A 13,161-nucleotide genomic window follows, 5' to 3' on the forward strand; every position below is an offset into this window, starting at 1 on the left:
TCTTACATTTCAAGAACCGCGCTGGCTCTCATCTCTTGATGTTCCTTCTGACGTGGGTAACTTTTCCTCCGTCTTGTGTAATAAAAGAGCCAGCGGTTTTTCTGACTGTTCTTCTGAATGATGTCGATAAGCTGCTGTATGTGAGAGCAACATAGAAGCTACCGGTGCTGTTAAAAACAAAAAAAACATCAGCAACACTTCATGAAAAACAAAATAATGGTCCACAAATATTGAATAAAGAAATGAAGAAATAAGAATACTACCAACGCCCCAACTCGTACATACTGAAAGCATATGCAAACGCTTATAAAAATTGGAAAAACGCACCAAACCTATCGTTGCGATCAATGTCAATCCAGACCCTAATATTAAGAAAACTGTGATAGCAATAGCAACCACAAGCGATATATCATCTTTCATTCAATAATCTCCCCCCGCATAAGAAATTTCGCCAAAGCGATGCTTGAGACAGATCCCAACAATCCAATAATGAGAGCTGCGACAAAATAAGTGGTTGTTCCTGAACGAATATCGAATGTAAGAAACAAAAGAATAGTGGTTATATAAAGGGCATCCAAACCAACAATTCTATCCTGCGCCCGTGGACCACGAATCAACCGAAACAGCGCGAAAATCACCGCTAAACTTAAAAAAAACTGTGAAAAGAAAAGCCCCCAATAAAGAATCACCATACTCATAAAAAAATCTCCAAAAGCAATTGCTCATACCGTTGTTTGATCAACTGTTTGTAATCATATCCATTTTTTAAATTTAAGACATGAAGCAAAAGTTCACCCTTTTTACTATTATAGGCAACCCAAGCAGTTCCAGGGGTTGCCGAAAGGATGCATGCTAAAATAGCCAAAGCAGTGCGATTATGAAGCAGAAGAGGTACTACAATAAAACCAGATTTCTGCTCTCGAGACCTTTTTGTTAAAACAAACCAAGCCACCGAAACATTTGAGAATATAGAATCTATAAATACTCGAAAAACGAGACGAAAAACCGCACTCCAGCTTTTAATAACAACCTTCTCCGGCTCCAGAAGCCGTATCATCCAACCACAAAACAAAGCGGTTAAAATCCCTAAAAGCAATTGCCCTAAACTAAAACCATTTAAAATAAGCCACATAAGGACAATGACACCACTGAAAAAAGGGGAAGGACAAAAACGATTCATTTACTTATCTCCCTATTTTCGAGAGAAAAATCCGTTAAAACGCTCCCAATATAGTTTTGAGGTTCATACAAAGTCTTAGCAGTTTCAGACATATAATGACTAACAGGACTGGCTACAATTGTTATAAGAAAACACAAAGCAAGGAGAACGGCAATAGGCGCAAATTCTATCACTTGCACACGAGGAATACGCCCTTCAAGAGAAACCCAAAAAGTTCGGATACCCGTTCGTGTCAATGCAATCAAAGCCGCAAAACCAGAGAGAGTGACAAAAACTACAAAAAGCCAATCTTGGTAAACCGGAAGAGAAGCAGAAAAATCCTCTCTACTGTGGTTTAAAATTGCCATGAACATCATAAATTTAGCAACAAAACCAGAAAAAGGCGGCAATCCAATAATCAAAATGGCACAGATACCAAAACAAGCTCCAAGAATTGCCAAGGTTACTGGAAAATAGATGCCAACTTCATCTTCTTCCTCCTCTTCATCGTCACCATACACCTCCATTGTGACAGCAAGAACATTAGCAGCCACATCTTGACAGCGTTCTACCAACTCTACCAAAAGAAAAAAAGCTCCCAGTGCTAAAGTTGAAGAAACAATATAAAAAAGTGCGCCTGCTGTCAGTGCTGCATTGCCTATCCCGATCGCAGCCAACAATGTGCCAGAAGAGACAAGAACGCTATAAGCTGCCAAACGCACCAAAACTTGGCTCGCCAATACTCCAATAAAACCAATAATCATAGTGGCAAGCCCACCATAAAACAAAACTGTATGACCAAAATGGTTAAAATATTCACTTTCAGGACCAAACCATAGCAACGTTAAACGTAAAATAATATAAATACCAACCTTGCTCAAAAGTGCAAAAGAAGCTCCAACAGGCGCTGCTGCTGCACTGTAAGTTGGCACCAACCAAAAATTAAGCGGCCACATACCCGCTTTAAGCAAAAAAGCAATACCTAAAAGTGCAACACCTATTTCGAACAAAACAATATCTGTAGAAGATATATATTTTATTTTAACAGCCAAATCGGCCATATTAAGAGTACCAACGACTCCATAAATGAGCGCTATACCAACTAAAAAAAATAATGAAGCAACAAGATTAACCACAACATAATGCAACCCTGCACGCACGCGTGTCTGACCAGAACCATGCAAAGCAAGCCCATAGGAAGCCGTTAACATAACTTCAAAAAACACAAATAAATTAAATAAATCGCCAGTCAAAAAAGCACCATTTATCCCCACCATAAAAAATTGCATTAGTGACTGAAAATGAGAACCAGCTTTATACCAATGAGCCCGCGCAAAAACCAACACGCTAGTCACCAACAAGCTGGAAAGTAAAAGCATCATAGCGCTTAAGCGATCAAGGACTAAAACAATTCCAAAAGAAGACGGCCAATTACCAAGTCGATAAACATCGCAAGCCGGTGCTATTTCAAGAGTACGTATAATCAATAAAATGGCAGTAACGACCAACAGTCCCGCAGAAGAAAGACTGATGAATGATTTAAGTCTTGCACGACGTTCATCATAAAAAAGAAGAAGTGCTCCAGTGATTAACGGCAAAAGAATAGGCAAAATAAGGAGATGATGCACTCCTATTTCCATTATTGCACCTCACGTCCATCAACGTGATCAGAACCCGTTAAACCACGTGAAACCAACAAGATAACTAAAAATAAAGCTGTTGTTGCAAAACCAATCACAATCGCAGTTAAAACCAAGGCTTGTGGAAGAGGATCGACATAATTAGCTGGATTAATAACAGTGGTAGGATCAACAATTGGAGCAGCATTACTACGCGGTCTACTCATTGAAAATATAAAAAGATTAACACCATAGGAGATCAAGGACAAACCAAGAATGACTTGAAAAGTACGTGGACGCAAAACAAGCCAAATACCTGATCCGACAAAAACACCGATACCCAAAGAAAGAACAATTTCCATTAATTTTCCTTCTCTTTTAAAATAGGTTTCTTACCGATTCGGTAACTCCTAATTGACTGGTGTGCAAGTGCAATTAAAATGAGAACAGTTGCTCCTAACACAAGAGAAAGCACACCAAAATCAAACAAAAAAGCAGATGCCATGGGAACTTTCCCAATTAACGGAAGATGAATATATCGAAAAAAGGATGTTAAAAAAGGATATCCAAAAAACCAAGAGCCCATCCCCGTTACGACTGACAATAATAAACCAAAGCCTATCCAACGCAAAGGTAAAACTCTCAAATGCGTTTCCACCCACCGAATATCGCGTGCAAGATATTGTAAAATAAATCCTATAGCCAAAGTAATACCACCGACAAATCCACCTCCTGGCAGATCATGCCCTCGCATGAATAAATAAATAGCAAAAGCGATAATAATTGGAAAGAGCCAACCCATAATAACAGCAGGAACAGCTAAATAATTCAATACTGTATCTCCCACATTTCGATTAGGCTGTGCTATATCAAAGGCTTTCTGGATACGTTGTTGAAAAGGCGCATCAATACTCTCAGGCGCAGGACGAAAACGTCGTAAGAGTGCAAAAACAGTAAGGGAAACAACACCCAAAACCACAATTTCTCCCATGGTATCAAAACCACGGAAATCAACCAATAACACATTCACAACATTGCGACCACCAGCATCTGAGTAAGCATGCGTTAGAAAAAAATCAGAAATCGTTGTACCTTGGGGACGTGTCATCACTGCAAAAGAAAGCCATGCTACACCAGCACCTCCTACAAGGGATATGATGAAATCACGGAAACGACGCAAGCGAACCCAAAAATGAACAGCAGCTGGCCTAGAGTCATGCAAACGTTTAGGCAACCACCGTAAACCAAGCAATAATAAAACGACTGTAACAACCTCAACAACCAATTGTGTTATTGCTAAATCAGGAGCAGAAAGCCATAAAAAGGTTGCACAAGTCATCAAACCAGCTCCCCCTAAAAGCATAAGTGAAGCAAGACGATGAAACTTTGCTCGCCAAGCAACTAAAAGCGCACATAATCCGCCAACCAGCCAAAGAGCGAGAAAAGGAATATCAAGTGGAAAAAGCGGTAATGTCCCCACTGGAATGAAACCATCGCACCAAAGTAAAAGACCAACAAAGGCAAAACAGACCCAAAAAATCCAATGCAATTGGATCTGCAAACGGCGTGTTGACAAAGCAGACTCCACCGCACGGGCCCATTTCCAAGAAATAATTACGAGAATGCGTTCAAAAATACGCGGTCCTTTTAAGTGACGGAAAAAAGGAGCCCCATCATCACAGGATAAAAAATAACGATGCCCAACAGCATAGAGCAATCCGCCCCCTAATAATGCAACAAAGCTCATCACTAATGGAGTGTTAAACCCATGCCAAACAGCCAAACTATAAGGAATTGTCATTGGTCCTAAAACAGACACGACCGCATTATCTAAAATAGGTCCTATTGTTAAATTAGGAAAAATACCAACCGCTAAACAAATAAACACCAAAAGCTCCATTGGTAAACGCATGAAATGCGGTGGTTCATGGGGAGTCTTGGGTAAATTGTCAGGCTTTGGTCCTAAAAAAACGCCATGAATAAAGCGTATAGAATAGGTCACACTAAACAGACTAGCTAGCGTTGCCACATAAGGCGCAATCCAATCGAGCCATGATTCCATATGCGTTTCAACAGCTTCAGCAAAAAACATCTCTTTCGATAAAAAACCATTCAACAAAGGAACCCCAGCCATCGCTGCACTCGCAACTAAAGCAAGAGTTGCTGTGATAGGCATAGAACGATAAAGCCCTGACAGTTTACGCATATCACGTGTTCCCGTCTCGTGATCAATAATGCCAGCAGCCATAAATAAAGAAGCTTTAAAAGTAGCATGATTGGCCATATGAAAGATCGCCGCAACACATGCAAGTGGACTACCAAGACTTAAAAGTGTTGTAATTAATCCAAGATGACTAATAGTCGAGTAAGCAAGCAGTCCTTTCAAGTCTTGCTGAAACATGGAAAAATAGGCACCTAGAAGAAGAGTTGAGAGTCCTGAAAAGCCAACCAGCCAAAACCAAGATTCTGTTCCAGAGAGCACAGGCCATAAACGAACAAGCAAAAACAATCCCGCTTTTACCATTGTTGCCGAATGCAAATAAGCCGATACGGGAGTTGGAGCAGCCATCGCGTTAGGTAGCCAAAAATGAAAGGGAAATTGCGCGCTTTTTGTTAACCCTCCCAATAAAATACAAATAAGGATAGGACTATAAAGAGAACTTGACCGGATCATATCTCCAGACTGTAGCACCTTATCCAAATCAAAACTGCCAACAGTATACCCAATCAATAAAACTCCAATAAAAAGAGCAAAGCCGCCAAAACCTGTGATCGTTAGAGCCATACGCGCACCCTCACGCGCACTTGCATTATGGTACCAATAGCCGATCAGCAAAAAAGAAAAAATACTGGTAAGTTCCCAGAAAACAACCAAAAAGACGAGATTACCTGATAAAACTATTCCTATCATTGATCCCATAAAGGCCAAAAAAAAGGAAAAAAAACGCGGTACAGAATCCGCTGGATCTATGTAATAACGTGAATAAATGACAACAAGCAGCCCAATCCCTGTAATAAGCAAGCAAAAAAGCCACGACAAACCATCTATGCGGAGAATCAAATCGCTTCCCCATTCTGGAAGCCAAGAAATATCTAAACGCACTATGTGGTTTCCGCGAACTTCCGGATAAAGCATTATTGTAAAAATAAGACAGAAAAGTGCGACAACCCCAGCAAACCACGCTTCATTATTTTTTGCTGTCGAACGAAAAAAGCCAATGACAGCACTTCCACCAAAGGGAAGCAAAACGAGCAATACCAACATTGCTTCCCGTGTTGTCATTCTTTAAACTCCATTTTACCTTAATATTTTGTCATCGACAAAACAAAAACTTATATTCTCACCCCCATTCCACACTTAATGATAATAAGATTTAATAAAACTTAAAAGCATTTAAAATTTTTAAAAAAACAATGCTTGCATGAAAATACTGCGCACCACACAATTCTTCTCTTTATTGTAAGAACAATAACGCTCACGACAAGAAGCAATTAAAATTTTATTTAATTTCTACCCTTTAAAAAAGCGTGATAAACACTGCCTACGCCCCCCATGAAAAGGCTGAAAACTATTATCATTTTTATTATAAGAGCGATAACGCGCAAGGCAAGATTCAATATGTTGTTTAAGCATCCATGGCTCTTTTTTTTCTAATTTTTCCGAAGAAGACGTTAAAAACACTTTTTTAGCATCTGGTACAACTTTTAATGATGCGCCTTTTGTGCTTAAGTGCGGTGATGTAATAAATGCCACTTCAGGATACCACCAATTATCACTGTATTTACGATAACCACGCCGATAATGACGATAACCTTTAAAACCATTAAGTTCTCTACGCCCCGTAAAAATCAAAGGCACCGAACTATCTTGGAGAGAGGTCTGAGTAACCAGTTTGGCTTTAGCATCACTCCTATTTTGCCCCCAATTAACAAGAGTGGTTGTTATAATGAAAAAACTGCTAACAAATACAAAAACTAAAGCATAATATAATTTTTTTTTCATACTCATAACAAAAAACTCAACATAATAAACAACAGTAATCACAGAAAGCCTTTCTCTTGCTGGACAGAAACAGATTCTTTTCTTAAGATTCTTTTTTCTTGAGACATTCTGTTACTCTTTGTACTAAACGTTGATCTTGGTAATAAGATCCTACAAAAAAGAATGAATAAATGATGATAAAAACCCCCTACTATCTTATAGACAAATCGAAACTCATCAAAAACATGCAAACAATTTCTCGTTTACGGGAAATGTCCGGAGCTAAAATTTTACTTGCTTTGAAATGTTTTGCCACATGGAGTGTTTTTGATTTAATGTCTGAGTTCATGGATGGAACCACATCATCATCCCTTTATGAACTGCGTTTAGGAAGAGAAAAATTTGGCAAAGAAACCCATGCTTATTCAGTGGCTTGGGCAGATGATGAAATTGATGAAGCCTGTGGTTATGCAGATAAAATCATCTTTAATTCCATCCAACAGCTTCAACGCTTTTCTGATGCAACAAAAACCATTCAAAGAGGTTTAAGGTTAAACCCAGGAATGAGCGCATCAAATTTTGATCTTGCCAACCCCTCTCGCCCTTTTAGCCGCTTAGGAGAAACAAACCAAAGCGCTATCAAAGAAGTTCTGCCTCTTATCAACGGATTGATGATCCATAACAATTGTGAAAATGCTGATTTTAATCTTTTTAACCAAATGCTTGGGTATATGGAAGAAAAATTTGCAGAACTTTTTTCTGCTGTTGACTGGATAAGCCTTGGCGGCGGAATCCATTTTACGGCTGAAAATTATCCTCTAGAAGCTTTCGCAAAACGCTTAAAACAATTTTCTAAAACTCATGGTGTCACTCTTTTTCTAGAACCAGGAGAAGCTGCTATTACCAAAAGCACCACATTAGAAGTCAGTGTTCTTGACACATTGTATAATGAAAAGAATCTAGCCATCGTTGATAGCTCAATTGAAGCACATATGCTTGATCTTTTAATTTATCGTGAGAATGCCAAATTAGAACCCAATCAAGGTCCACACGAAATTATGATTTGTGGAAAATCTTGTCTTGCCGGCGATATTTTTGGAACATTTCAATTTCAAAAACCTCTTAAAATAGGCGATAGACTGTCTTTTCAGGATGCAGCAGGTTATACAATGGTCAAGAAAAACTGGTTTAATGGCGTTACAATGCCTGCTATTGTTCTCAAAGAGTGCGATGGTACATTAACACTTCAACGCCAATTCAGCTATAGCGACTATCAGGAAAGCCTTTCATAAAGATAAACCATAAAAAACGTCATACAACAGTATTAAAAAGGGAGATGGACCTACAATGAAAAAAAATGTTCTCATTATTGGTGCTGGAGGTGTTGCACAAGTTGTTGCACACAAATGTGCTCAAAACAATGATATTCTTGGTGAAATTCATATTGCGTCACGAACACTCAAAAAATGTGAGGCCATCATTGCTTCTATTAAAGAAAAAAACACAATGAAAGAGCAAGGTGTTCTCAAAAGCCATTCGCTCAATGCCATGAATGTAGAAGAAACTATAAAGCTCATCCAAAAGACCAAATGCGAAATTGTCATTAATGTTGGTTCTGCCTTTCTTAATATGTCTGTTCTTTCAGCTTGTATTGAAACCAAATGCGCTTATATCGATACCGCAATTCATGAAGACCCATTGAAAATTTGTGAAACACCTCCTTGGTATAGCAATTATGAATGGCCTCGACGTCAAGAATGTGAAAAAGCTGGTATAACCGCTATTTTAGGAGCAGGTTTTGACCCAGGTGTAGTGAATGCTTATGCAGCATTAGCGCGCGATGATTATTTTGATAAAATCACAGATATTGATATTATTGATATTAATGCCGGAAATCATGGACGTTGGTTTGCTACAAATTTTGATCCAGAAATTAACTTCCGTGAATTTACAGGACAAGTATGGTCATGGCAAAATAAAAAATGGACTTCCAATAAAATGTTTGAAATCAGCCATGAATGGGATCTTCCCGTTGTGGGAAAACAAAAAGCCTATATGACAGGACATGATGAAATTCATTCACTTTCCAAAAATCTTGATGTAGAGAATGTCCGTTTCTGGATGGGATTTAGTGATCGTTATATCACTGTTTTTACGGTTCTAAAAAACCTCGGACTCTTATCGGAACAACCAATTAAAACGGCAGAAGGTCAAGAAGTTGTGCCCTTGAAAGTCGTGAAGGCCGTCTTACCCGACCCTTCCTCTCTCGCCCCAGACTACACAGGAAAAACCTGTATCGGAGATCTTATTAAAGGCGAAAAAGATGGAAACTCGAGAGAAATTTTTATCTATAATATAGCCGATCACAAACAAGCTTTTCATGAAACTGGGGCACAAGGCATTTCCTATACAGCTGGCGTACCAGCAGCCGCAACAGCTCTTCTTATTGCCACAGGCGAATGGGATGTTAAAACTATGGTCAATGTAGAAGAATTACCACCCCACCCTTTCCTTAAATATCTTGATCATATGGGCCTTCCCACTTTTATAAGAGAACAACAAGAGGATAAAAAATTACAATTTTAATACCTGTAGAAAGCATATACTTGATTTTTAAGTTATCACAAAACTGCCCAATGAAAACAAACTTAATATTCTCGTGTAATTATGGTTTTCAAAAAAATTTTAGCTATTCGTTATATTTTGGCAACATTGCGATTTCTTAGCAATCCTAAAGAAGAGACATAGCATCTTTTTAAGACATAGCGAGCAATGATCAAGAAAAACAGAGAAGAAAAAACTAATTTAATCACACTGTATAACTTGTCATTATCATCAAAAAGATAGTGTCATAAACAAAAGATATAAAAATACCGCTCTTTTAAAGAAGAGCGGTATTTTGTAGAATATTCAATTCCTCCCCTCTTCATCTTAAATGACAAAGATCCTTAACCTACACCAATCATTAAACAATTCAATTTCTTTGGGTGAATTCCTTTTGACTTCCCTCTTCATATATAACGTTTTGATTTATAACAATAAATCATCATTTTCAACTTGATTCATAACGCTGAATACTGTAAAATTCTCTTAATCACAAACTCTCTTACATTGAAGCAATTAAAATCTTTTGTCTGCACATCACAAACAAAGCGAGCGTGTGAGGTAAAATGATAAAAGAACAGAATAAAAATTCTCTTATGAAAACTCTCAAATAATAAAGAGCTTTAGCAATATTGAGAACTGAAAAAGTGTATTATCAATGTCAGCGTGTATTTTTACTAAACATAAAGATGATGGTGCACAATAGATCTTATAACAGTTTGAATGAATTTCATATATTTCAAGAGAAACTTTTACAGCTATACCATTCACGAACACCCTCGCGAAGTAGATTTGAGCATTTTGAAAGATGTTTTCTTAACACAAAGCACGCAGATAGGTTCAGAATCCTATCTTAAATATTTTATAACTGTATAAAAACTACCCCATATATAAAACTTTACATAGACGAAACACCACCGCTCTAAACGATAGTGCACAACAGAATAATCAATCAAAACTGCACAACAGATATCTAAAACAGTAATTATCGAAAAGCATACAACAAATGGAACATTTCAATACAATTGGTTATATTTTTTTTAAAGTTTTAAAATGTTGTTGTATGCTTCACTAATATTTTCTGCCTCATGTGCCTTTTAAAATGTACTTTTTAAAAGCTTTTTAAATATGAAGTGGTTTAGCAAATGTTGCCAAAGCTGCCTCACGCACGGCTTCTGATAAGGTAGGATGTGCATGGCAACAACGTCCCAGATCTTCTGATGAACCACCAAATTCCATTAAAACTGCAATTTCATGGATCATTTCACCAGCACCAAATCCAAGAATATGCCCCCCTAATACCCGATCTGTTTTTTTATCAGAAAGGATTTTAACGAACCCATCACTCTTTTGCATTGCACGTGCACGACCATTAGCCATAAAAGGAAATTTGCCAACATTATATTCAATGCCAGCAGTTTTTAGCTCTTCTTCTGTCCTTCCTACACTCGCAATTTCCGGCTGTGTATAAACAACACTAGGAATAACATCAAAATTAACATGTCCTTTTTGACCTGCCAAAATTTCTGCCACAGCAACGCCTTCTTCCTCTGCTTTATGTGCTAACATTGGTCCTTTTACGACATCACCAATTGCATAAATTCCTGGAACATTCGTCTGCCAATGAGCATCAATTGCAATAAATCCGCGTTCATCTAACTGAACACCAGCCTCTTGTAAGCCAAGCCCCTCTGTATAGGGAGAACGTCCAGTAGCAATAAGCACAACATCAGCCTCTAAAGTTTCAGATTCACCACCTTTGACAGATTCAAAGCTCACCTGAGCAGTTGAGCCAGATTGTGTAACAGCTGTCACCTTAGCACCCGTTTTATATTCAATCCCCTGTTTTTCCATTAATTTCTGAAATTGCCGTGAAACTTCACCATCCATTGAGCCCAAAACTTTATTAAGATACTCAATAATGGTCACCTTAGCACCTAAACGGCTCCAAACTGATCCAAGTTCTGAACCAATGACACCAGCACCTACTACAATCATATGCGTTGGTACTTTTTCAAGTGAGAGAGCTCCCGTAGAAGAAACAATAGTCTTTTCATCAATTTCAACATTCACCCCTGGAATGCCTGAACTCTCTGAACCGGTAGCAATAATAATATTTTTTGTTTCAATTGTTTGTTTATTACCATCTCTGGCAACAACTTCCACATGACCCGCACTCAAAATTTTGGCTGTCCCAAAAAAAGTATCAACTTTATTTTTTTTCATCAAAAAAGAAACACCACTCGTATTGGCTGTTACCACAGCTTTCTTATGAACCATCATTTGTTCAAGGTTAAGCTTAGATTTACCAATAGAAATACCAAGCGTTTCAAAACCATGCTGGGTTTCAGAAAACACTTCTGAAGCATGCAACAACGCTTTAGAAGGAATACAACCAACGTTGAGACATGTTCCTCCTAATGTTGTACGCTTTTCAATAATCGCTACTTTAAGTCCCAGTTGTGCCGCCTTTATTGCTGCTACATAACCACCTGGACCCGCTCCGATCACAGCCACATCATAAGACATCCGTTTCTCCTTTCATCCTGAAAACTGTATTTTACAAATCAAGAACAAGGCGTTCCGGATCTTCTAAGCTTTCCTTAACACGCACAAGGAAAGTCACAGCTTCTTGCCCATCCACAATACGGTGATCATAAGAAAGCGCTAAATACATCATGGGACGAATCACAACTTGTCCCTCAACAACCATTGCTCGCTCTTTAATCGCATGCATTCCCAAAATACCAGATTGTGGTGCATTCAAAATCGGTGTTGACATCAACGATCCATACACACCACCATTTGTAATGGTAAAAGTTCCGCCCTGCATATCAGAAACGGCTAATTTTCCATCACGCGCAAGACGTCCCAAACGACCAATCTCTTTTTCAATCTCTGCCAATGACATTTGATCTGCATCTCGCACTACTGGAACAACAAGCCCTTTATCCGTTCCAACAGCAATTCCAACATTGACATAGTTTTTATAAACAATATCTGTCCCATCAATCTCTGCATTAACAGCAGGAAGTTCTTTTAATGCATGACAAACAGCCTTGGTAAAAAAACCCATAAAACCAAGCTTAACGCCATGTTTCTTTTCAAAAAGATCCTTATAACGCTTGCGCAAATCCATCACCGCTGACATATCAACCTCATTAAATGTGGTTAACATTGCTGCTACATTTTGTGCATCTTTAAGACGGCGAGCAATTGTTTGACGCAATTTCGTCATACGAACCCGCTCTTCACGTGTTTCTTGGACAGGAGGTGCCGAAGAACTCGCCGCAGAAGAAGAGGGTGTAGGGGCATTTGTACTTTGTTTTAATCCACCAAGAACATCTTCTTTAAGAATTTGTCCACGTTTTCCAGAACCTGAAATATCGCTTTTTGCAACATTATTTTCAGCCATCAATTTTGCTGCTGAAGGAGAAGGAGGCATTGCACTGCTCAAAGCAGGCTTCTCCGATTCAGATGAAGCCGCTGGAACAAGTGTAGCAGAAGGTGAAAGTGATTGGGAGATACCAGCTTCTCCAGCTTTCACCACTCCTAAAAGAGCATTTACTTCAACCGTATCGCCTTCTTTTGCAATGATTTCAGATAATTTCCCAGCAACAGGAGAAGGAACTTCAACAGTTACCTTATCAGTTTCTAATTCAACCAAAGGCTCATCCATAGCGACAGCTTCGCCAAGTTTTTTAAACCATTTGCCAACCGTTGCTTCGGTAACCGATTCGCCCAAAGTAGGAACACGAATTTCAGTAGTCATAATATTTTTCCATACATCAGAGTAG

General features: G+C 38.6%; 11 protein-coding genes. 2 read left to right on the top strand and 9 right to left on the bottom strand.

The window, feature by feature from the left end:
• Window positions 1-9: 9 nt before the first annotated feature.
• The 7 genes from mnhG to ACFINY_RS01270 all read right to left on the bottom strand — a co-directional run bounded on the left by mnhG (window position 10) and on the right by ACFINY_RS01270 (window position 6,787).
• Complete coding sequence (gene mnhG, locus ACFINY_RS01240) at window positions 10-420, bottom strand: monovalent cation/H(+) antiporter subunit G (RefSeq protein WP_375612747.1); 411 nt, start codon at window positions 418-420, stop codon at window positions 10-12.
• On the bottom strand, window positions 417-698 hold the full coding sequence (locus tag ACFINY_RS01245; protein ID WP_375606068.1) for a K+/H+ antiporter subunit F: 282 nt from the start codon (window positions 696-698) through the stop codon (window positions 417-419). The genes mnhG and ACFINY_RS01245 overlap by 4 nt, the downstream gene beginning before the upstream one ends.
• Window positions 695-1,180 carry a Na+/H+ antiporter subunit E gene (locus ACFINY_RS01250; RefSeq protein WP_375612748.1) on the bottom strand — a complete coding sequence of 162 codons (486 nt, stop codon included), beginning with the start codon at window positions 1,178-1,180 and terminating at the stop codon, window positions 695-697. Before ACFINY_RS01250 ends, ACFINY_RS01245 begins: the two co-directional genes overlap by 4 nt.
• Complete coding sequence (locus ACFINY_RS01255; protein ID WP_375611319.1) at window positions 1,177-2,799, bottom strand: monovalent cation/H+ antiporter subunit D; 1,623 nt, start codon at window positions 2,797-2,799, stop codon at window positions 1,177-1,179. Before ACFINY_RS01255 ends, ACFINY_RS01250 begins: the two co-directional genes overlap by 4 nt.
• Complete coding sequence (locus tag ACFINY_RS01260; protein WP_273790150.1) at window positions 2,799-3,140, bottom strand: Na+/H+ antiporter subunit C; 342 nt, start codon at window positions 3,138-3,140, stop codon at window positions 2,799-2,801. Before ACFINY_RS01260 ends, ACFINY_RS01255 begins: the two co-directional genes overlap by 1 nt.
• Window positions 3,140-6,061: a monovalent cation/H+ antiporter subunit A gene (locus ACFINY_RS01265; protein ID WP_375611320.1), complete on the bottom strand. Its 2,922-nt coding sequence runs from the start codon at window positions 6,059-6,061 to the stop codon at window positions 3,140-3,142. Before ACFINY_RS01265 ends, ACFINY_RS01260 begins: the two co-directional genes overlap by 1 nt.
• Before the next feature lie 228 nt (window positions 6,062-6,289).
• The gene (locus ACFINY_RS01270; protein WP_375611321.1) at window positions 6,290-6,787 is read right to left on the bottom strand and encodes a BA14K family protein; all 498 of its coding nucleotides are present in this window, start codon (window positions 6,785-6,787) and stop codon (window positions 6,290-6,292) included.
• Between the two features lie 167 nt (window positions 6,788-6,954).
• Here ACFINY_RS01270 and ACFINY_RS01275 point away from each other — a divergent pair, with 167 nt between their 5' ends.
• Both ACFINY_RS01275 and ACFINY_RS01280 read left to right on the top strand, forming a co-directional pair.
• Window positions 6,955-8,052 carry a carboxynorspermidine decarboxylase gene (locus ACFINY_RS01275; RefSeq protein WP_375611464.1) on the top strand — a complete coding sequence of 366 codons (1,098 nt, stop codon included), beginning with the start codon at window positions 6,955-6,957 and terminating at the stop codon, window positions 8,050-8,052.
• A gap of 55 nt (window positions 8,053-8,107) precedes the next feature.
• Window positions 8,108-9,346, top strand: coding sequence for a saccharopine dehydrogenase NADP-binding domain-containing protein (locus tag ACFINY_RS01280; RefSeq protein WP_375611322.1), 1,239 nt, complete (start codon window positions 8,108-8,110; stop codon window positions 9,344-9,346).
• Between the two features lie 1,140 nt (window positions 9,347-10,486).
• On the opposite strand, the gene lpdA is transcribed toward ACFINY_RS01280, so the two are convergent.
• Both lpdA and odhB read right to left on the bottom strand, forming a co-directional pair.
• Complete coding sequence (gene lpdA, locus ACFINY_RS01285) at window positions 10,487-11,893, bottom strand: dihydrolipoyl dehydrogenase (protein ID WP_375611323.1); 1,407 nt, start codon at window positions 11,891-11,893, stop codon at window positions 10,487-10,489.
• 31 nt (window positions 11,894-11,924) lie between these two features.
• On the bottom strand, window positions 11,925-13,136 hold the full coding sequence (gene odhB, locus ACFINY_RS01290) for a 2-oxoglutarate dehydrogenase complex dihydrolipoyllysine-residue succinyltransferase (RefSeq protein ID WP_375611324.1): 1,212 nt from the start codon (window positions 13,134-13,136) through the stop codon (window positions 11,925-11,927).
• Window positions 13,137-13,161 lie beyond the last annotated feature (25 nt).

This window comes from Bartonella sp. AA23NXGY (genome assembly GCF_042197165.1).
Classification (GTDB): Bacteria; Pseudomonadota; Alphaproteobacteria; order Rhizobiales; family Rhizobiaceae; genus Bartonella.

Coding starts and splice junctions, on each gene's coding strand:
- ACFINY_RS01260 (WP_273790150.1), bottom strand. CDS start 3,140: ATGGAAATTGTTCTTTCTTTGGGTATCGGTGTTTTTGTCGGATCAGGT.
- lpdA (WP_375611323.1), bottom strand. CDS start 11,893: ATGTCTTATGATGTGGCTGTGATCGGAGCGGGTCCAGGTGGTTATGTA.
- odhB (WP_375611324.1), bottom strand. CDS start 13,136: ATGACTACTGAAATTCGTGTTCCTACTTTGGGCGAATCGGTTACCGAA.
- ACFINY_RS01255 (WP_375611319.1), bottom strand. CDS start 2,799: ATGGAAATAGGAGTGCATCATCTCCTTATTTTGCCTATTCTTTTGCCG.
- ACFINY_RS01270 (WP_375611321.1), bottom strand. CDS start 6,787: ATGAGTATGAAAAAAAAATTATATTATGCTTTAGTTTTTGTATTTGTT.
- ACFINY_RS01245 (WP_375606068.1), bottom strand. CDS start 698: ATGAGTATGGTGATTCTTTATTGGGGGCTTTTCTTTTCACAGTTTTTT.
- ACFINY_RS01265 (WP_375611320.1), bottom strand. CDS start 6,061: ATGACAACACGGGAAGCAATGTTGGTATTGCTCGTTTTGCTTCCCTTT.
- ACFINY_RS01250 (WP_375612748.1), bottom strand. CDS start 1,180: ATGAATCGTTTTTGTCCTTCCCCTTTTTTCAGTGGTGTCATTGTCCTT.
- ACFINY_RS01280 (WP_375611322.1), top strand. CDS start 8,108: ATGAAAAAAAATGTTCTCATTATTGGTGCTGGAGGTGTTGCACAAGTT.
- mnhG (WP_375612747.1), bottom strand. CDS start 420: ATGAAAGATGATATATCGCTTGTGGTTGCTATTGCTATCACAGTTTTC.
- ACFINY_RS01275 (WP_375611464.1), top strand. CDS start 6,955: ATGATAAAAACCCCCTACTATCTTATAGACAAATCGAAACTCATCAAA.